This window comes from Streptomyces sp. BB1-1-1 (assembly GCF_031597775.1).
Taxonomy (GTDB): Bacteria; Actinomycetota; Actinomycetes; order Streptomycetales; family Streptomycetaceae; genus Streptomyces; species Streptomyces thinghirensis.
The window spans coordinates 6,830,153-6,848,630 of sequence record NZ_CP134203.1; the positions used below are offsets into that span (position 1 = coordinate 6,830,153).

Annotated in this window: 17 protein-coding genes and 1 pseudogene; 17 read left to right on the top strand and 1 reads right to left on the bottom strand. The window is 69.9% G+C overall.

Going from position 1 to position 18,478, the window contains the following annotated elements:
- Window positions 1-73 precede the first annotated feature (73 nt).
- The 6 genes and pseudogenes from arc (at window position 74) to prcA (ending at window position 5,888) form a co-directional block, all read left to right on the top strand.
- Window positions 74-1,840 carry a proteasome ATPase gene (arc, locus tag RI578_RS31275; RefSeq protein WP_310874198.1) on the top strand — a complete coding sequence of 589 codons (1,767 nt, stop codon included), beginning with the start codon at window positions 74-76 and terminating at the stop codon, window positions 1,838-1,840.
- Between the two features lie 232 nt (window positions 1,841-2,072).
- Window positions 2,073-3,584 (top strand): depupylase/deamidase Dop, encoded by a 1,512-nt coding sequence (gene dop / locus RI578_RS31280; RefSeq protein WP_345635130.1) that lies wholly within the window; start codon window positions 2,073-2,075, stop codon window positions 3,582-3,584.
- A gap of 178 nt (window positions 3,585-3,762) precedes the next feature.
- The gene (locus RI578_RS31285) at window positions 3,763-3,981 is read left to right on the top strand and encodes a ubiquitin-like protein Pup (RefSeq protein ID WP_053128307.1); all 219 of its coding nucleotides are present in this window, start codon (window positions 3,763-3,765) and stop codon (window positions 3,979-3,981) included.
- A 148-nt stretch (window positions 3,982-4,129) separates the two neighbouring features.
- A pseudogene (locus RI578_RS31290) lies at window positions 4,130-4,255 on the top strand (recombination endonuclease VII); the annotation flags it as partial.
- Complete coding sequence (gene prcB, locus RI578_RS31295) at window positions 4,207-5,052, top strand: proteasome subunit beta (RefSeq protein ID WP_121746026.1); 846 nt, start codon at window positions 4,207-4,209, stop codon at window positions 5,050-5,052. The pseudogene RI578_RS31290 and the gene prcB, both read left to right, overlap by 49 nt.
- 59 nt (window positions 5,053-5,111) lie before the next feature.
- A complete protein-coding gene (prcA, locus tag RI578_RS31300) occupies window positions 5,112-5,888 on the top strand; it encodes a proteasome subunit alpha (protein ID WP_310874199.1) in 777 nt (258 codons plus the stop codon).
- Window positions 5,889-5,948: 60 nt separating this feature from the next.
- Here the strand turns inward: prcA and RI578_RS31305 are convergent, their stop codons facing one another.
- Window positions 5,949-6,965, bottom strand: a complete 1,017-nt coding sequence (locus RI578_RS31305) for a LacI family DNA-binding transcriptional regulator (protein WP_310874200.1) — start codon at window positions 6,963-6,965, stop codon at window positions 5,949-5,951.
- A gap of 107 nt (window positions 6,966-7,072) precedes the next feature.
- Here RI578_RS31305 and RI578_RS31310 point away from each other — a divergent pair, with 107 nt between their 5' ends.
- From RI578_RS31310 to RI578_RS31360, 11 genes are all read left to right on the top strand, one after another.
- Window positions 7,073-8,332: an MFS transporter gene (locus RI578_RS31310; RefSeq protein WP_310874201.1), complete on the top strand. Its 1,260-nt coding sequence runs from the start codon at window positions 7,073-7,075 to the stop codon at window positions 8,330-8,332.
- Between the two features lie 9 nt (window positions 8,333-8,341).
- Entirely contained in the window at window positions 8,342-9,703 is a 1,362-nt protein-coding gene (gene pafA, locus RI578_RS31315) for a Pup--protein ligase (RefSeq protein WP_109033662.1), read from the top strand.
- 145 nt (window positions 9,704-9,848) lie between these two features.
- Window positions 9,849-10,850, top strand: coding sequence for an FKBP-type peptidyl-prolyl cis-trans isomerase (locus tag RI578_RS31320; protein ID WP_310874202.1), 1,002 nt, complete (start codon window positions 9,849-9,851; stop codon window positions 10,848-10,850).
- Between the two features lie 60 nt (window positions 10,851-10,910).
- The gene (locus RI578_RS31325; protein WP_121746021.1) at window positions 10,911-11,282 is read left to right on the top strand and encodes an FKBP-type peptidyl-prolyl cis-trans isomerase; all 372 of its coding nucleotides are present in this window, start codon (window positions 10,911-10,913) and stop codon (window positions 11,280-11,282) included.
- 137 nt (window positions 11,283-11,419) lie between these two features.
- A complete protein-coding gene (locus tag RI578_RS31330; RefSeq protein ID WP_310874203.1) occupies window positions 11,420-12,397 on the top strand; it encodes a WYL domain-containing protein in 978 nt (325 codons plus the stop codon).
- 18 nt (window positions 12,398-12,415) lie between these two features.
- On the top strand, window positions 12,416-13,468 hold the full coding sequence (locus RI578_RS31335) for a WYL domain-containing protein (RefSeq protein ID WP_310874204.1): 1,053 nt from the start codon (window positions 12,416-12,418) through the stop codon (window positions 13,466-13,468).
- Between the two features lie 29 nt (window positions 13,469-13,497).
- On the top strand, window positions 13,498-13,758 hold the full coding sequence (locus tag RI578_RS31340) for a hypothetical protein (protein ID WP_053142264.1): 261 nt from the start codon (window positions 13,498-13,500) through the stop codon (window positions 13,756-13,758).
- A gap of 10 nt (window positions 13,759-13,768) precedes the next feature.
- Window positions 13,769-13,963 carry a hypothetical protein gene (locus tag RI578_RS31345; RefSeq protein WP_121746019.1) on the top strand — a complete coding sequence of 65 codons (195 nt, stop codon included), beginning with the start codon at window positions 13,769-13,771 and terminating at the stop codon, window positions 13,961-13,963.
- A 277-nt stretch (window positions 13,964-14,240) separates the two neighbouring features.
- Window positions 14,241-14,528, top strand: a complete 288-nt coding sequence (tatA, locus tag RI578_RS31350) for a Sec-independent protein translocase subunit TatA (RefSeq protein ID WP_210961737.1) — start codon at window positions 14,241-14,243, stop codon at window positions 14,526-14,528.
- A gap of 47 nt (window positions 14,529-14,575) precedes the next feature.
- A complete protein-coding gene (tatC, locus tag RI578_RS31355; RefSeq protein ID WP_310874205.1) occupies window positions 14,576-15,526 on the top strand; it encodes a twin-arginine translocase subunit TatC in 951 nt (316 codons plus the stop codon).
- 78 nt (window positions 15,527-15,604) lie between these two features.
- On the top strand, window positions 15,605-18,457 hold the full coding sequence (locus RI578_RS31360) for a DEAD/DEAH box helicase (protein WP_310874206.1): 2,853 nt from the start codon (window positions 15,605-15,607) through the stop codon (window positions 18,455-18,457).
- The last annotated feature ends 21 nt before the right edge of the window (window positions 18,458-18,478 follow it).

Here is an 18,478-nt window from a genome sequence, read left to right on the forward strand (position 1 = left end):
CTAGGGGTTTCAATCGACACCCACCCAGGTAGGGTCTGGAAGCGTCCAGCTCCCCTTGGAGGAGGTGAGGACCGTGGCAGCCCACGACGACGACATGAACCGCGGCATCCGCCCGGGACGCGGGTCCGAGGACCCGGCCGGGCAGGTGGCCTACCTTGAGCAGGAGATCGCCGTCCTGCGACGCAAGCTCGCCGAATCTCCGCGGCACACGAGAATTCTCGAAGAGCGGATTGTCGAGCTGCAGACCAACCTGGCCGGCGTGTCCGCCCAGAACGAACGACTCGCCGGAACACTCCGCGAGGCCCGCGACCAGATCGTGGCCCTCAAGGAAGAGGTCGACCGGCTGGCCCAGCCACCGGCGGGCTTCGGTGTCTTCCTTCAGGCGAACGAGGACGGCACCGCAGACATCTTCACCGGCGGCCGCAAGCTACGGGTGAACGTCAGCCCGAGCGTCGAGCTCGACGAGCTCAGGCGCGGCCAGGAAGTGATGCTCAACGAAGCTCTCAACGTGGTCGAGGCCATGGAGTACGAGAGCGTCGGTGACATCGTCACCCTCAAGGAGATCCTGGAGGACGGCGAGCGAGCCCTGGTGCTCGGGCACACCGACGAGGAGCGGGTGGTGCGCCTCGCGGAGCCGTTGCGCGGGATCAACATCCGCCCCGGCGACGCACTCCTGCTCGAACCCCGCTCGGGCTATGTCTACGAGGTCGTTCCCAAGAGCGAGGTCGAGGAACTCGTCCTCGAAGAGGTCCCCGACATCGGCTACGAGCAGATCGGTGGCCTCGGCGGACAGATCGAGGCCATCCGCGACGCGGTCGAGCTCCCCTATCTCTACCCCGACCTGTTCCGGGAGCACGAGCTGCGTCCGCCCAAGGGCGTCCTGCTCTACGGGCCTCCCGGATGCGGCAAGACGCTCATCGCCAAGGCGGTCGCCAATTCGCTGGCCAAGAAGGTCGCCGAGGTGACCGGCCAGGCCGCCGGCAAGAGCTTCTTCCTCAACATCAAGGGCCCCGAGCTGCTCAACAAGTACGTGGGTGAGACCGAGCGGCAGATCCGCCTGGTCTTCCAGCGGGCTCGGGAAAAGGCCAGCGAGGGTACCCCCGTCATCGTCTTCTTCGACGAGATGGAGTCCCTCTTCCGTACCCGTGGCTCCGGTGTCAGCTCGGACGTGGAGAACACCATCGTCCCGCAGCTGCTCGCCGAGATCGACGGTGTGGAGGGCCTGCAGAACGTGGTCGTGATCGGTGCCTCCAACCGTGAGGACATGATCGACCCCGCCATCCTGCGGCCCGGCCGGCTGGACGTGAAGATCAAGATCGAGCGTCCGGACGCCGAGGCGGCCAAGGACATCTTCGGCAAGTACCTCACCGAGCGCCTCCCGCTCCACGTGGACGACCTCACGGAGCACGAGAAGGACAGGGCGGCCACCGTCCAGAGCATGATCCAGACCGCGGTGGAACAGATGTACGCGGAATCCGAGGAGAACCGCTTCCTGGAGGTCACCTACGCCAATGGCGACAAGGAAGTCCTCTACTTCAAGGACTTCAATTCCGGCGCCATGATCGAGAACATCGTGGGCCGCGCCAAGAAAATGGCGATCAAGGACTTCCTGGAAGCGAACCAGAAGGGCCTTCGCGTCTCCCACCTCCTCCAGGCCTGCGTGGACGAGTTCAAGGAGAACGAGGACCTGCCCAACACCACCAACCCGGACGACTGGGCCCGGATCTCCGGAAAGAAGGGCGAGCGGATCGTTTACATCCGTACGCTCGTCACCGGAAAGCAGGGCGCGGACACCGGACGCTCCATCGACACGGTGGCGAACACCGGTCAGTACCTGTAAAAGGCGGGGCGGCTGCGGGTGCCCTCAGCGGGTACCCGCAGCCGACTGTTTTCCGGAGCCCCGACTGGAGCAAGGCAATGCCGCAAATGATCTCCCCACCAGCGCAAAGGCGTTCTAGGCTCTTCCGTACCGCCGAGTCGCGCAGTGCGGGGACGGGCACCGCACACGCATCGGAGCGCCAGCGGTACTTGAGCGGCGCCCACGACGGGCGCCGCCGGGCAAGGAGGGCCGCATGACCGTACGGCGAGTAATGGGCATCGAGACGGAGTACGGGATCTCCGTCCCCGGCCACCCGAACGCCAATGCCATGCTCACCTCGTCCCAGATCGTCAACGCCTACGCGGCGGCGATGCACCGGGCCCGCCGGGCCCGCTGGGACTTCGAGGAGGAGAATCCGCTGCGGGACGCGCGGGGCTTCGACCTCGCCCGCGAGTCCGCCGACTCCAGCCAGCTCACCGACGAGGACATCGGCCTGGCCAACGTGATCCTCACCAACGGGGCACGGCTCTACGTCGACCACGCCCACCCCGAGTACAGCGCTCCGGAGGTCACCAATCCGAGGGACGCCGTGCTGTGGGACAAGGCCGGCGAGCGGATCATGGCCGAGGCCGCCGAGCGGGCCGCCCAGCTGCCCGGTGCCCAGCCGATCCACCTCTACAAGAACAACACCGACAACAAGGGCGCCTCCTACGGCACGCACGAGAACTACCTGATGAAGCGGGAGACCGCCTTCTCGGACATCGTGCGCCACCTGACGCCCTTCTTCGTCTCCCGCCAGGTCTTCACCGGCGCCGGCCGCGTCGGCATCGGCCAGGACGGGCACGAGCACGGCTTCCAGCTCAGTCAGCGCGCGGACTACTTCGAGGTCGAGGTGGGCCTGGAGACGACGCTGAAGCGGCCCATCATCAACACGCGCGACGAACCGCACGCGGACGCCGAGAAGTACCGGCGACTGCACGTGATCATCGGTGACGCGAACCTGTCGGAGATCTCGACCTATCTGAAGCTGGGTACGACGGCCCTGGTGCTGTCGATGATCGAGGACGGGTTCATCGCCGTCGACCTGGCCGTGGACCAGCCGGTGCGCACCCTCCACCAGGTGTCGCACGACCCGTCGCTGAAGCGCCTGGTCACGCTGCGCAGCGGCCGGACACTGACCGCGGTGCAGCTCCAGATGGAGTACTACGAGCTGGCCCGCAAGTACGTCGAGGAACGGTACGGGGCGGACGTCGACGACCAGACCAAGGACGTCCTGGGCCGCTGGGAGGACACCCTCAACCGGCTCGAGAACGACCCGATGAGCCTGGCCGGCGAGCTGGACTGGGTGGCCAAGCGGGAGCTCATGGAGGGCTACCGCCGCCGCGACGACCTGGACTGGGACGCGGCCCGGCTGCACCTCGTGGACCTCCAGTACGCCGATGTACGGCCCGACAAGGGCCTGTACAACCGTCTGGTGGACCGCGGCCGCATCAAGCGGCTGCTGGACGAGACGGAGGTCGAGCGGGCCCGTACGAAGCCGCCGGAGGACACGCGCGCGTACTTCCGCGGGCGCTGTCTGGAGCAGTACGCGGACGACGTCGCGGCGGCCTCCTGGGACTCGGTGATCTTCGATCTGCCGGGCCGGGACTCGCTCCAGCGGGTGCCAACCCTGGAACCGCTTCGCGGAACGCGTAATCACGTCAAGGAGCTCCTGGACCGCTGCCGCACCGCGGAAGACCTGGTCAAGGTGTTGTCGGGCGGGTGACCGGGCCGAGCGGGTACACGGGAGGAATCGGCCGGACAGGGTGGAAACACCCGGGTCCGGGAACCATCGAGGTGGCACCCGTACGTTGAGGAAACTGCGGGGCCGATGTCGGACCCGGCTTGTAGGGTCTGATCTTGACCGAGCAACTGTGTCGGGCGAACCGAGCGGGGTGAGGGTTATGGCGACCAAGGACACCGGCGGCGGGCAGCAGAAGGCCACGCGTTCCACCGAGGAGGTCGAGGAGCAGGCGCAGGACGCGCAGGCTTCCGAGGACCTCAAGGAGCGCCAGGAGAAGCTGAACGACGACGTGGACTCCGTCCTGGACGAGATCGACGACGTCCTCGAGGAGAACGCGGAGGACTTCGTGCGGTCCTTCGTGCAGAAGGGTGGCCAGTAGGCCTGCTGAAGGCCTGCTTCTCCTTCGCTTCACAGGCCCGCGGGCCGCATGAGGGGCGGACGAGCAGAACGTGAGAGTCGCGCGCGGTGCGGTGGGAACCGTGCCGCGCGCGGCCTGAGACGGGGGCCGGGGTGTTCGTTCCATGGTTCCCGCCGAGTATGTGGATCACTGCCCGCAGCCGGGTAGGGTCCGTGGCATAGCTGTCGCATACGTGGAAGGAATCGCGTGGAAGCCAACACTCGTAGCACCGGGCGTCTACCAGCTGCCTTCCTGACGCCTGGGTCCTCTTCGTTCATGGATTTCCTCGGTGAGCACCAGCCGGAGATGCTCCCGGGCAACCGGCAGCTGCCGCCGGTGCAGGGTGTGATCGAGGCGCCGCACGGCACCACGATCGTGGCGGTGACGTTCCCCGGCGGTGTCGTCCTCGCCGGTGACCGGCGGGCCACCATGGGCAACATGATCGCTCAGCGGGACATCGAGAAGGTCTTCCCGGCCGACGAGTACTCGGCGGTGGGCATCGCCGGCACGGCGGGACTGGCCGTGGAGATGGTGAAGCTGTTCCAGCTGGAGCTGGAGCACTTCGAGAAGGTCGAGGGGGCCCAGCTGTCCCTGGAGGGCAAGGCCAACCGCCTGTCCACGATGATTCGGTCCAACCTGGGCATGGCGATGCAGGGGCTGGCCGTGGTGCCGCTGTTCGCCGGGTACGACGTGGACCGGGGCAGGGGCCGCATCTTCTCGTACGACGTGACGGGCGGGCGCTCCGAGGAGCAGAACTACGCGACCACCGGGTCGGGCTCGATCTTCGCCCGGGGCGCGATGAAGAAGCTCTTCCGCGAGGACCTGACCGAGGAGCAGGCCACGACGCTCGTGGTCCAGGCGCTGTACGACGCGGCAGACGACGACTCGGCGACCGGTGGTCCCGATGTCGCCCGCCGGATCTACCCGATCATCACTGTGATCACCGAGGACGGCTTCCGCCGGCTGAGCGAGGACGAGGGCTCGGCGCTCGCCCGCGCGGTGCTGGAGCGGCGGCTCGAACACCCCGACGGTCCGCGGGCCGCGCTGCTGTAGCGGGTGCGGCCGTGTTGTCAGGTGGTCCAGTGACGTCTCCAGAAAGGGATGGATAACCGGTGTCGACGCCGTTCTATGTCTCACCCCAGCAGGCCATGGCCGACCGGGCGGAGTACGCCCGCAAGGGCATCGCCCGTGGCCGCAGCCTGGTCGTGCTGCAGTACGCCGACGGCATCGTGTTCGTCGGCGAGAACCCGTCCCGCGCGCTGCACAAGTTCAGCGAGATCTACGACCGGATCGGCTTCGCGGCCGCCGGCAAGTACAACGAGTACGAGAACCTGCGGATCGGTGGCGTGCGCTACGCCGACCTGCGCGGCTACACGTACGACCGTGACGATGTGACGGCTCGCGGCCTGGCCAACGTGTACGCCCAGACGCTGGGCACGATCTTCTCCAGCCAGGCCGAGAAGCCGTACGAGGTGGAGTTGGTCGTCGCCGAGGTCGGCGACAGCGCCGACGGCGACCAGATCTACCGGCTGCCGCACGACGGCTCGATCGTGGACGAGCACGGCTCGGTCGCGGTCGGGGGCAACGCCGAGCAGATCAGCGGATACCTGGACCAGCGGCACCGGGACGGCATGACGCTGGCCGAGGCGCTGAAGCTGGCCGTGCAGTCGCTGTCCCGCGACACGAACGGCAGCGAGCGGGAGATCCCGGCGGAGCGGCTGGAAGTGGCGGTGCTGGACCGCACGCGTCCCCAGAAGCGGAAGTTCAAGCGGATCGTGGGGGCGCAGCTGTCACGACTGCTGGAATCGGGAGCGTCGGCCGGAGCCGCCGACACGGACGACCTGCCCCTGCCGGACGAGGACGAGGGCGGGGACAAGGGCGAGGAGTAGCGGACAGCCGCTGCACGGAAGCCTTCGCGCGGCGCCGGGTGCCATGTGCCCCGGCGCCGCTCAGTCTTGCGGTGGCGGTGCCGTGGAGCCCCGTACGACCAGGTGCACCGGGATGTCGCCCTCCTGGGGTGCCTGTCCCTCCATGACCGCCAGCAGGGCGCGCATCCCGCGCTCACCGAAGAGTTCCGCGTCCAGGCGTACGGTCGTCAGCTCCGGGTCGATGGCCGTGGCGAGGCCGAGGTCGTCCAGACCGGTGACCGAGAGGTCGTCGGGGACGCGGAGCCCGGCCCGCCGGGCCGCCTTGTAGGCGCCGACCGCGAGTTTGTCGTCGTCGCAGACCAGCGCCGTGGGCCGGGGCCCCGGAGCGGCGAGCGCGGCCTCCGTGGCCCGCTGGGCGCCCTCGATGGAGATGGGGGCGTGGACGGTGCGGAGGTCGGTGCCGGGGGCGGCGGCCAGCCGTGTGGCCAGTTCCCGGGCGCGCACCTCGAAGGTCCAGGACGGGACGTCCGCCGCGAGGTGGAGGAAGCGGCGGTGGCCGAGGGACAGAAGGTGCTCCGCGACCTGGCGGATGCCGTCGGCGATGTCCAGGTTGACCGTCGCGGCGCCCAGGCTGCCCTCCGGGTCGCTGTCCAGCATGACCAGGGGAAGCTGGTCGCCCCGGATCGCGCTGAGCGCGTCGGCCGCCATCGAGGACGCGATGACACCGTCCAGGGCGGCCCGGGCCGAGGCGAAGGGGTCCCGGGCCGGGCCGACGCCCTCGGGGGAGGGATAGAGGACCACCCCGAAGCCGTGCTCGGCGGCGACCCGCGCGGCGCCCGTGTACACCTCCGCGAAGAACTCCGTGGTCAGCGCGGGGACGACCAGCAGCACCGTGCGCGTGCGGCCGAGGCGCAGGTTGCGGGCGGCCAGGTTCGGGCGGTAGCCCAGTTGGTGCGCGGCCTCCCGGACCCGCTGGGCCGTGGGCTCCGACACGCGGCCGCGCCACTTGTCGCCGAGGACCAGGGACACCGCCGCCTGGGAGACGCCGGCGGCCTGGGCGACGTCCCGGCTCGTGGGGCGGGTGCTGCCTCGTGCCACCGTTCGCCTGCGCTTTCGTCTGGACTCCTGAACAGGCGACATGGTACGTATGGCGACGGACGTTATACGTAAAACCTCAGTGGTTGGTTCGGAGAAGGGGGTGGGTCGTGGTCGCCGGGTACCTGGACATTCTTCGGGCACGCCATGCCGTCAGGCTGCTCGTCGGCACGCTCGTGGGGCGGCTGCCCAACGCCACCGCGGCCATCGCGATCGTGCTGTTCGTGCGGGCCGAGGGCGGCTCCTACAGCCTCGCGGGAGCCCTGGCCGCCGTGTACGGGGTCGCCAACGCCGTGGGACAGCCCGTACTCGGGCGGCTCGTGGACCTGCACGGACAGCCGCGGGTGCAGCTGCCGGCCGCCGTGCTGTCGGGCCTGGCCATGGCCGTGTTCGCCTTCGCGGGCACCGGGACGGTCGCGCTCGCGTACCTGGCCGTGGCAGCCGCGGGGCTGTTCACGCCCCCGCTGGAGGGCGGGCTGCGGGCGCTGTGGCCGAGCGTGCTGCGCAAGGAGGACCAGGTGCACACGGCGTACGCCATGGACGCCATCGCGCAGGAGGTCATGTTCACCGTCGGGCCGCTGCTCGTGACGGTGTGCGTGTCGCTGTGGTCGCCGATGGTCGCCCTGCTCGCGCTGAACGCGGTGGGTGTGCTGGGCGCTCTCTCCGTGGTGGTGTCGCCCCCCTCGCGCGCGTGGCGGTCGGCGCCGCGCGAGGCGCACTGGCTGGGCGCGCTGCGTTCGTCCGGGCTGCTCGCGCTGCTGGGCGCCTTCCTGTTCATCGGTATGGCGCTCGGGTCCATCACCGTCGCCTCCGTGCCGTACGCGGACGAGCACGGCGGCGACGCCGTCTACGGCTGGCTGATGGCCGCCCTGGGGCTCGGAGCGCTCGTCGGCGGGGCCGTCTACGGGGCCCGGCAGTGGACCGGCGACCCCGCGCGCCGACTGCGCGTGCTGGTGGCCCTGCTGGCGGTGTGTTACCTGCCCCTGCTGCTGATGCCGGGCCCCGTCGCCATGGTGCTGCTCACGGTGCTCGCCGGCGTCTTCCTCGCGCCGTGCATCGCCTGTGCCTTCGTCCTCGTCGACCGGCACGCGCCGCGCGGCACGGTGACGGAGGCGTTCTCGTGGCTGGTGACGACGTTCACCGTGGGCGCCTCGGTGGGTACGGGCCTCGCGGGGCCCGTCGTGGAGCACGGCGGGGTGCTGTGGGGCTTCGCGCTGCCCGGGGCGGCGGGGACCGTGTCACTGCTCGTGCTGGCGTGCACGGGGCGGGTCCTCGCAGCTCCCGCCAGGGGAGCGGTGGTTGCGGCTTCATCGGAAAATGATCCAAACCGTGCCGTCGAACCCCGTTTCAGTTCGGGTCATCAGGCGTAATGTTCAGTCATGGACCGCCGCATTTTCGGGCTGGAGAACGAGTACGGCGTCACGTGCACGTTCAGGGGACAGCGCCGCCTGTCGCCTGACGAGGTGGCGCGGTACCTCTTCCGCCGTGTCGTGTCATGGGGCCGCAGCAGCAATGTCTTTCTGCGCAACGGGGCCCGCCTCTATCTCGACGTGGGATCACATCCGGAATACGCCACACCCGAATGTGACAACGTGACCGAACTCGTCACCCACGACAAAGCGGGCGAGCGCATTCTCGAAGGACTCCTGGTGGACGCCGAACGACGCCTGCACGAGGAGGGAATCGCGGGCGACGTCTACCTCTTCAAGAACAACACCGACTCCGCCGGCAACTCCTACGGCTGCCACGAGAATTACCTCGTGGCCCGGCACGGGGAGTTCTCGCGGCTCGCGGACATCCTCATTCCGTTCCTGGTGACCAGGCAGCTGCTGTGCGGCGCCGGCAAGGTGCTGCAGACGCCGCGCGGTGCCGTGTACTGCGTCAGCCAGCGGGCCGAGCACATCTGGGAGGGCGTCTCCTCGGCGACCACTCGCTCCCGGCCCATCATCAACACCCGCGACGAGCCGCACGCCGACGCCGAGCGCTACCGGCGCCTGCACGTCATCGTGGGCGACTCGAACATGTCCGAGACGACCATGCTGCTCAAGGTCGGCGCCACCGACCTGGTGCTGCGCATGATCGAGGCGGGCACGGTGATGCGCGACCTCACCCTGGAGAACCCGATCCGGGCGATCCGCGAGGTGAGCCACGACATCACCGGGCGCCGCAAGGTGCGCCTGGCCAGTGGCCGCGAGGCGTCCGCGCTGGAGGTGCAGCGGGAGTACTACGAGAAGGCGGTGGACTTCTGCGAGCGCCGCGGCATCCGCACCGGCACCGTCGAGCGGGTGCTGGAGCTGTGGGGCCGCACACTGGACGCGATCGAGGCCGAGGACCTCGACCGCATCGACACCGAGATCGACTGGGTCATGAAGTACAAGCTCCTGGAGCGGTACCGGGCCAAGCACAACATGACCATGTCGCACCCGCGGGTCGCGCAGATAGACCTCGCCTACCACGACATCCACCGCCGCCGTGGCCTGTACTACCTGCTCGAGAAGAAGGGCCAGGCCGCCCGGGTCGCCAACGACCTGAAGATCTTCGAGGGCAAGTCCGTTCCGCCGCAGACCACCAGGGCCCGGCTGCGCGGCGACTTCATCCGGCGGGCCCAGGAGCAGCGCCGGGACTTCACCGTCGACTGGGTCCATCTCAAGCTCAACGACCAGGCGCAGCGCACCGTGTTGTGCAAGGACCCGTTCCGTTCGGTGGACGACCGGGTGGAGAAGCTGATCGCCGGAATGTGAGCCGGCCGAGGTGAGACGCGCGTTTCCGCACGAAAGGGCGGAACGCCACACGGGCACCGTACGTTAGCCGTACGGTGCCCTTCTCACGCCGTAGAGTTGCGCGCACTTCAACAGGACCGACCGACACCGATACGAGGCCCCCACCGTGCGCCGACGCTCACTCCTCATCGCCGTCCCCGCCGGACTGGTCACGCTCGCCGCATGCGGTGACGAAGACTCCGGCTCGAGCAGCACCGGCGACAGCGCGACGCCCGAGGCGTCGGGTACCTCGGCACCGCCGCCGCCGAAGATCGTCGACGGTCCGTTGCCGGCGATCACCGCGGGGACGAAGTTCGGCGAGAAGCCGACCGTCGCCAAGGGCAGCGGCGAGCCCTCCAAGGACCTCGCGGTCAAGACGGTCATCGCAGGCGGCGGCAAGGCCATCGCGGAGAACGACTTTGTGTCGGCGAACTACCTGGGCCAGATCTGGGAGAGCGCGAAGGTCTTCGACAACTCCTACGACCGCAAGACCCCGCTGGTCATCCAGCTCGCCCAGGGCAGCATCATCGACGGCTGGCGGTACGCGCTCGCCGGCAAGAAGACCGGCAGCCGCGTCCAGTTCTCCGTGCCGCCCACCTGGGGATACGGCGAGCAGGGCAACGAGCAGGCGGGCATCAAGGGCACCGACACGCTGGTCTTCGTGGTCGACGTGCAGGACACCTTCAACGCCAAGAGCTCCGCCAAGGGCGAGGAAGTCCCCCAGGACGACGCCGCCCTGCCCAAGGTCGGCACCAACACCGACGGCAAGGCGCCCTCCATCGAGTTGCCGAAGGCCGACGCGCCGAAGAAGCTCGTGGCGGAGTACGTCCTCGAGGGCGACGGCGCGGAGGTCGGCGCCGAGGACAGCGTGCTCGTGCAGTACAAGGGCGTGGTCTGGGACGGCGGCAAGGAGTTCGACTCGACGTACGGCAGGAAGCAGCTGACGTCGTTCTCGCTCCAGCAGGTCGTCAAGGGCTGGTCGCAGGGCCTGACCGGCAAGAAGGTCGGCAGCCGCGTCCTCATCGTCATCCCGCCGGACCTGGGGTACGGCGACAGCCCGCCGGAGGGCAGCGGCATCGAGAAGGACTCCACGCTGGTCTTCTCCGTCGACATCCTGGCGAAGATGTGACGCCTTCGAGATGTAAGACTTGGGCCGTTGCCTTTCCGCAGACAAGCAGGAGCTGAACACGTGAGCATCGACAAGCCCGAGGTCGACTTCCCGGGCGGCGAGCCCCCGGCGGACCTCGAGATCAAGGACATCTGGGAGGGCGACGGCCCGGTTGCGCAGGCCGGTCAGACCGTGACCGTCCACTACGTGGGCGTGACCTTCAGCACGGGCGAGGAGTTCGACGCCAGCTGGAACCGCGGTACGCCGTTCCGCTTCCCGCTCGGTGGCGGCCGCGTCATCGCGGGCTGGGACCAGGGCGTGCAGGGCATGAAGGTCGGCGGCCGCCGCCAGCTGACCATCCCCGCGCACCTCGCCTACGGCGACCAGAGCCCGACCCCGGCGATCCCGCCCGGTTCGACGCTGATCTTCGTGGTCGATCTGCTCGGAGTCTGATCGAAGTCCGAGCGGACAGCGATCAGAGCCGGTCACCTGGGGTCCATGCCTGTCCGGGCATGGGCCCTCGGCTTTTGCCGGGCCACCGCGGGGCGGTACGGTCATCCGTCGTAAGCACCATAGGGAGAAGGGCGTCGATGGCCATTGCCAAGGCCGAGCGGCTGATGAACCTGGCGCTGTGTCTGCTCGGGACGCGGCGGCCACTCAGCAAGCGTGAGCTGCGTGACTCCATCGAGGCTTACGTCGAGGCCTCCAGGCCGGGCCAGGGCGCGGCGGGCTCCGACGACTCCTTCAACCGCATGTTCGAGCGGGACAAGGACGACCTGCGGGAACTCGGACTGGTCATCGAGACCGTCGAGAGCCTCGACGGCGAGGTCGGCTACCTGGCCCGCCGCGACAGCAACCGCCTGCCGCCCATCACCCTGGACGCCGAGGAGGCCGCCGCGCTGGGCCTCGCCGCCAAGGTGTGGCAGCAGGCCCGGCTGGCCGGTGCCGCGAGCGGCGCGCTGCAGAAACTGCGCGCGGCGGGGCTCCCCGAGGACGTCGACCCGTACGAGGCGCACAGTGCGCTGGAGCCGCGCATTCCCGTCCACGAGGCCGCGTTCGAGCCGCTGATGCTGGCCTGCCGGGACCGCCGGCCGGTCGTCTTCGACTACCGCAAGGCCAACGCCGCCCAGCCCGAGCCCAGGCACGTGGAGCCCTGGGCGCTGGAGTGCTGGCGCGGCCACTGGTACCTGGCCGGCTTCGACCGCGACCGCGGTGCCGAGCGGGTCTTCCGGCTGTCCCGGATCACGGGCCGGGTGCGCTCGCGCGGCGCGCGGTTCACCGCGCCCGTGCCCGACGTCGTCACGGTCCGTGAGACCGTCGCGAGCTGGGCGGGGGAGACCGCCGACCGTTCCGCGCTGATCCGGCTGCGTACGGGCGCGGGATACCCCCTTCGTGCGAAGGCCACCGGGGCCCGGGAACTCGGTGGCGGCTGGGACGAGTTGGAGATTCCGTACGGGCACGGCCTGGACGCCTGGCTGGTCGAGTTCGGACCGGACGTGGTGGTGCTGGAGCCCGCGGAGTTGCGTGCGGACGTGGTGGACCGGCTGCGTGCCGTCGCCAAGGGCTGAGGGGGAGCGGACAACACAGTGGCAGGCAAACCGGTCAGGCCAGTGAACGCCATCGACCAGACCCGACGGATGCTGTCCCTGGTGACGTATCTGCGGGAGCGCCCCGGAGCCCGGGTCGAGGACGTCGCGCGCGCCTTCGGCATCACCGAGGACGAGCTGGTCTCCGACCTCGACGTGCTGCCCATGTGCGGCACCAGCTTCCGCGGCGGCGACCTGCTCGACATCGACACCGACGGCGAGCGCATCTGGTGGCACAACCCGGCCGCCCTCGGCGCGGACGCCGCCGAGCCGCTGCGGCTGGCCGCCGACGAGGCCACCGCGCTGCTCGTCGCCGCCCGAGCCGTGGCGACCCTGCCCGGCCTGCGCGAGAGCGACCGGCAGGCGCTGCTGCGGGCGACCGCCAAGGTGGAGACCTCGGCCGGCGAGGCCGCGGGCGCCAGCTCGCGCCTGTCCGTCACCTTCGAGTCCGAGGGCGGCGTCTTCGCCGACGTCGACCGGGCGATCTCGGAGCGCCGCCGGCTGTGGATCCGCTACTACTCACCGGCCCGCGACGAGGTCACCGAGCGCGAGATCGACCCCATCCGCCTGGTCAGCGTCGGGCACACGTACGTGGAGGCCTGGTGCCGCCGCTCCGAGGCCCGGCGCACCTTCCGGCTCGACCGGGTCGCCGAGATCCGCATCCTGGACGAGCCGTCCGCGCCGCCCGAGGTGGAGCTGCGGGACCTGTCGGAAGGGCTGGTGCAGCCCGCCGCCGAGGACCCGGAGGTCGTCGTGGAGGTCGGCCCGGGCGGGCGCTGGGTCGCCGAGTACTACCCGCACGACAGCGCGGACGAGCTTCCCGACGGCGGGCTGCGCATCACGCTGCGCACCCCCGACCCGGCGTCCCTGCGGCGGCTGGCGCTGCGGCTCGGGAGGGACGGCCGCATCGTCTCCCCGCCCGAGCTCGCCGACAGCGCCCGGCGGGCGGCCCGCGAGGCGCTGGCGGCGTACGACGGCATCGAGGCGGTCGGGGCGCACGGCGGGCCGGACGACGGGCGGAACGGGCACGACAGGCAGGAGCGAGGACTGTGAGCGAGTCCGTGGGGCCAGGTGCGCCGGGCATGACGGCGGCGTCCGCGTTCGCCGGCATGCGACGCGTGTCCCCGGTCGTGTTCAAGGCGGGCTGCCCGGACTGCCGGGGCCGCTTCGAGCTCGCCGCGAGCGCCCTGCGCCTCGCCATCGGCGCCACGAGCCGCACCACGTTCTACTCGTTCACCTGCCCCGAGTGCGGGTCCGCCGTGCGCAAGCCGGCGGGGGAGCGGGTCGTGGAGCTGCTCACCGGCGGCGGGGTCAGGACCCTGCGGCTGCACTCCACCGTCTAGGCTCGGCGTCATGTTCTGGCCGATGTTCGCGGTTGCCGTGGGTTTTCTGGGTCTCGCCGTCCTCGCGGTGTTCGCCGTGAAGGTGTTCGTGGAGGCGGAGCGCCTGGGCCGGCAGGTGACGGACTCCGCCGACCGGATCAGCCGGGCGGCGGAGGACCTGGAGCGGGCGACCGGGAGCGCGGCCCGCGCGGTGGACGCCCTGTGAAGGCCTGAACGCCCGGTTCGGGCCCGGCCGGGACCCGATGGACCCATGCGAGTTGCGTATTGGGACACTTTGCCCTGTCACCCCACAGGTCCCTGAAGGTACGCTGCTGGTCGCGGCCCGGAAAACGAGGCCCGGTCGCGGACGGGAGTACGCACGGGGATTGCCTCACGTTTACCCCTGAGCGTTACGATCGCTGCACAAGACGATCGATCGGACACATGTCCGACCGGTCGGACAGCACCCCCACCCAGCCGCCTCGGTGAGAAGGTAAAGACTTATGTTCGGAAGGCTCGGCGCCCCCGAGATCATTCTCATCCTCGTCGTCATCATCCTGCTGTTCGGCGCGAAGAAGCTTCCGGACATGGCGCGCTCGCTCGGCAAGTCGGCGCGCATCCTCAAGAGCGAGGCCAAGGCGATGAAGAGCGAGAGCAAGTCCGACGACTCCGCTCCCGCCGATCCCCCCAACCCCGAGCAGGCCGCGGCGAAGCGCACCATCCAGGCCGCCCCCGGCGACGTGACCAGTTCCCGTCCGGTCACCGAGCCGACGGACACGACCAAGCGCTGACGCAGGGCCGGTGACCTCCGGCCCGCCGCACGAGATGGGAATGTGGGTTGCTGAAGCCTGCCCGCGACAAGGAGAGGGATCCCGAGGGGCGGATGCCCCTCGCGGAGCACCTTCGCGAGCTCCGCAACCGGCTCGCGAAGGCGCTGTTGGCCATCGTCGCCGTCACTGTGGTCGCCGCTTTCTTCTACCAGGAGATCATCAACGTCCTCACCGAGCCGATCCTCGATTCGATCGGCTGTGAGAAATCGTTCGCGGAGCTGGCCCAGGCGGAGGCCGGCGCGGAGCCGTGCGCGCAGATCACCATCAACGGTCTGCTCGGCCCCTTCACCCTGGCTCTGAAGGTGTCCCTGACGGCCGGCATCGTGCTGGCCTCCCCGGTCTGGCTCTACCAACTGTGGGCGTTCGTCGCCCCGGGCCTGCACAAGAGCGAGAAGAAGTACGCCTACGCGTTCGTCGCCACCGGTGCGCCGCTTTTCCTCGTCGGCGCCTACTTCGCCTACGCGGTGCTGCCCACCTCGGCGAAGGTGCTGATCGAGTTCACGCCGAGCGACGTCGACAACCTGCTGCCGCTGGACGAGCTGCTCGACCTCGTCACACGCATGGTGATCGTCTTCGGTCTCTCCTTCGAGCTGCCCCTGCTGCTGGTCATGCTCAACCTCACCGGAGTGCTGACCGGCAAGCGGATGCTCGGCTGGTGGCGCGCCATGATCATGGGCATCACGCTGTTCGCGGCCATCGCCACGCCGAGCACCGACCCCCTGACGATGATCATGCTGGCCGGACCGATCTGGGTGCTGTACTTCGCCGCGGTCACCATCTCTCTGCTGAACGACCGTCGCAGAGCCCGCCGCGAGGCCCTGGAACCCGACGACGACGAGGCGTCCGAGCTGGACCTCACGCCCGACGACATCGGCGAGATCGAACCCGTCACCACGGCCCGCGCCCTGCCCGAGCAGGCCACGAAGGACCGGGTCAACGGCTACGACGACGTGACCTGACGCACGCCGGGGCGGTGACGGCACGCGTCGCCGCCCCGCGGAAGCCCTCACGGAGTCCCCACGGGACCGATCCCGATAATGATCGTCCTGTTGTCAGTGCGGCCCGGTACGCTCGAAAGCACGATGACAGAGGATCTCTCACCGGCCGAGCGGTATGCGGCAGCCCGCCAGCGCGCTGCCGAGCAGGCCACCGCGCTCGCCACCTTCCGCGAGATGTACGACTTCGGCCTCGACCCCTTCCAGATCGAGGCCTGCCAGGCACTCGAGGCGGGCAAGGGCGTGCTGGTGGCCGCGCCCACCGGCTCCGGCAAGACGATCGTCGGCGAGTTCGCCGTCCACCTCGCCCTCCAGCAGGGCAAGAAGTGCTTCTACACGACGCCCATCAAGGCGCTGTCGAACCAGAAGTACGCCGACCTGTGCCGCCGCTACGGCGCGGACAGAGTGGGCCTGCTCACCGGCGACAACAGCGTGAACTCCGACGCTCCGGTGGTCGTGATGACCACCGAGGTCCTGCGGAACATGCTCTACGCCGGCTCCCAGACCCTCCTCGGCCTCGGCCACGTGGTCATGGACGAGGTGCACTACCTCTCCGACCGCTTCCGCGGCGCCGTGTGGGAAGAGGTGATCATCCACCTCCCCGAATCCGTGACCCTGGTGTCACTGTCGGCCACCGTGTCGAACGCGGAGGAGTTCGGCGACTGGCTCGACACCGTGCGCGGCCACACCGAGGTGATCGTCTCCGAGCACCGGCCGGTGCCGCTGTTCCAGCACGTGCTGGCCGGGCGCCGGATGTACGACCTGTTCGAGGAGGGCGAGGGCCACAAGAAGGCCGTCAACCCCGACCTCACGCGCATGGCGCGCCTGGAGGCGAGCCGCCCGTCCTACCAGGACCGCAGGCGCGGCCGTGCCATGAAGGAGGCCGACCGGGAGCGCGAGCGCCGGCAGCGCTCCCGCGTCTGGACGCCGGGCCGGCCGGAGGTCATCGAGCGCCTGGACGCCGAGGGCCTGCTGCCCGCGATCACCTTCATCTTCAGCCGCGCCGCCTGCGAGGCCGCCGTCCAGCAGTGCATGTACGCGGGCCTGCGGCTCAACGACGAGGACGCGCGGGAACGGGTCCGCTCCCTGGTCGAGGAGCGCACGTCCTCCATCCCGACCGAGGACCTGCACGTCCTGGGCTACTACGAGTGGCTGGAGGGCCTGGAGCGGGGCATCGCCGCCCACCACGCGGGCATGCTGCCGACCTTCAAGGAGGTGGTCGAGGAGCTGTTCGTCCGCGGACTGGTCAAGGCCGTCTTCGCGACCGAGACCCTTGCCCTCGGCATCAACATGCCCGCCCGCTCGGTGGTGCTGGAGAAGCTCGTCAAGTGGAACGGCGAGCAGCACGCCGACATCACCCCCGGCGAGTACACCCAGCTCACCGGCCGGGCCGGGCGGCGCGGCATCGACGTCGAGGGCCATGCCGTCGTGCTGTGGCAGCGCGGCATGAACCCCGAGCACCTCGCGGGACTGGCCGGTACGCGTACGTACCCGCTGCGCTCCAGCTTCAAGCCGTCGTACAACATGGCGGTCAACCTGGTCGAGCAGTTCGGCCGGCACCGTTCGCGGGAGCTGCTGGAGACCTCCTTCGCACAGTTCCAGGCGGACAAGTCGGTCGTCGGCATCTCCCGTCAGGTGCAGCGCAACGAGGAAGGGCTGGAGGGCTACAAGGCCTCCATGACCTGCCACCTCGGCGACTTCGAGGAGTACGCGCGGCTGCGCCGCGAGCTGAAGGACCGGGAGACCGAGCTGGCCCGGCAGGGCGCCAACCAGCGCCGCGCCGAGGCCGCCGTGGCGCTGGAGAAGCTGAAGCCGGGCGACGTCATCCACGTGCCGACGGGCAAGTACGCGGGCCTGGCCCTGGTGCTGGACCCGGGCCTGCCCGCCGGCCGGTCCAACGGCCACCGCGGCTTCGAGCACCACGACGGACCCCGCCCGCTGGTGCTGACCGCCGAGCGGCAGGTCAAGCGGCTGGCGTCGATGGACTTCCCGGTGCCGGTCGAGGCGCTGGAGCGGATGCGGATCCCGAAGTCCTTCAACCCGCGCTCGCCCCAGTCCCGCCGGGACCTCGCCTCCGCGCTGCGCACCAAGGCCGGGCACATCCCGCCGGAGCGGGCCCGCAAGAAGCGCTCGCAGGCCGCCGACGACCGGGAGATCGCCCGGCTGCGCAAGGACATCCGCGCCCACCCGTGCCACGGCTGCGACGACCGCGAGGACCACGCCCGCTGGGCCGAGCGCTACCACCGGCTGCTGCGCGACACCTCCCAGCTGGAGCGCCGGATCGAGGGCCGGACGAACACCATCGCCCGCACCTTCGACCGGATCGTCGCGCTGCTGACGGAGATGGACTACCTGCGCGGCGACGAGGTCACCCAGCACGGCAAGCGCCTCGCCCGGCTCTACGGCGAACTGGACCTGCTCGCCAGCGAGTGTCTGCGCGAGGGCGTCTGGGAGGGCCTCTCCCCGGCCGAGCTGGCCGCCTGCGTCTCCGCGCTGGTCTTCGAGTCCCGGGCCGCCGACGACGCGATGGCGCCGAAGCTGCCCTCGGGCAAGGCCAAGGCCGCGCTCGGTGAGACGGTCCGCATCTGGGGCCGCCTGGACGCCCTGGAGGAGGACTTCCGGATCAGCCAGACCGAGGGCGTCGGCCAGCGGGAGCCCGACCTCGGCTTCGCCTGGGCCGCGTACATGTGGGCGTCCGGCAAGGGCCTCGACGAGGTGCTGCGCGAGGTGGAGATGCCCGCCGGCGACTTCGTGCGCTGGTGCAAGCAGGTCATCGACGTCCTCGGCCAGATCTCGGCCGCCGCGCCCCCCGAGGGCTCGACGGTCCCGAAGAACGCGCGCAAGGCGGTCGACGAACTGCTGCGCGGGGTGGTCGCCTACTCGTCCGTGGGCTAGCCCCCGTATCTCGGAGGCCCG